This window comes from Kitasatospora sp. NPDC059817 (assembly GCF_042731835.1).
Lineage (GTDB): Bacteria > Actinomycetota > Actinomycetes > Streptomycetales > Streptomycetaceae > Kitasatospora.
The window spans coordinates 1-1,011 of record NZ_JBHWIR010000453.1 but is presented as its reverse complement, the minus strand read 5'-3'; the positions used below and the strand labels follow the sequence as shown (position 1 = coordinate 1,011).

The following is a 1,011-nucleotide window of genomic DNA, read 5'->3' as shown; positions in this document are numbered from 1 at the left end:
GGGGGGCGGTGTCTGGGTTAGTAACACCCCCCCCCCCCGGCGGCGCGGCCCCCCCCCCGCCCCCCGCCCCGCGCGCCCGCGCGGGCCCCCCGGCCCGCAGGCTCGGCCGGGACAGCGAGACGGTCGGCATGTGCGCGACGCCGTCGCGGGTGAAGCGGGCCACCGTGAGGTCCTTCTCGGTGGCCGCCCGCCAGGCCTGCACATCGGTGCCGAGCGAGCGGGCGCCGTGTGCGCCCAGCAGCCGCTGGAAGGGCGCGAAGTCGCGCCGCCGGTGCGGCGGGATCTCGTAGACCACGACGGCGTCGGCCGCCACGCTGCGGCCGTCCGCCTCCAGGCGCAGCCCGCCCCCGTCGTCGGGGCGGATCCGGCCGCCCCCGCCGGTCATGAAGTGCCGGGCGTCGAGCAGCACGGGCGCCCGGCCGGTGAGGGCCCGGGCGGCGGCGGCGAGGACGTCGCGGCTTCCTTCGGTCGAACTGTGATCAGTCAAGAGAACGAGCTCACGTCGACCCATGCGGGTCATGGAAGCGCGGGGCCCGCGCCCCGGCAAGGGGGCCCCACGAGCCAACACCCGCCCCACTGGCCGAAACCCGCGCGGACGCGGTGCGCTCCCGCCGGCAATTCGGATGCGGACGCTCCACCCGCCCCGCTACCCTGGGCCGCATGTCTACGCCCCGAATTTCCTAGCCGACGGACCCGCCTCCACACCACCCGTGTGTCCGTTCGCTGTTTCGGAGCGTTATCCCATGATCACCACCCGTGGTGTCGACCTGCGCGTCGGCGCCCGCCTCCTGCTGTCCGACATCACCGTCCACATCGCCCCCGGCGACCGGATCGGCCTGGTCGGCCGTAACGGCGCAGGCAAGACCACCCTGCTCGCCACCCTCGCCGGACAACTGCCGCCCGCCGCCGGGACGGTCACCCGCACCGGCCCCGTCGGCTACCTCCCGCAGGACTCCCGCGCCGCCGACCCTGCCGCCACCGTCACAGACCTCAGCCTGTCCGCCCGCGGGC

General features: G+C 76.1%; 1 protein-coding gene and 1 pseudogene. One reads left to right on the top strand and one right to left on the bottom strand.

Going from position 1 to position 1,011, the window contains the following annotated elements; translation table 11 throughout:
• Positions 1-511, bottom strand: a pseudogene (locus ACFV61_RS36175) (alpha-L-glutamate ligase); the annotation flags it as partial.
• 232 nt (positions 512-743) lie between these two features.
• On the opposite strand from ACFV61_RS36175, the gene ACFV61_RS36170 reads away from it, so the two are divergent.
• Positions 744-1,011: ATP-binding cassette domain-containing protein (locus tag ACFV61_RS36170; RefSeq protein WP_380496445.1), on the top strand; the 268-nt coding region annotated here is incomplete at its 3' end.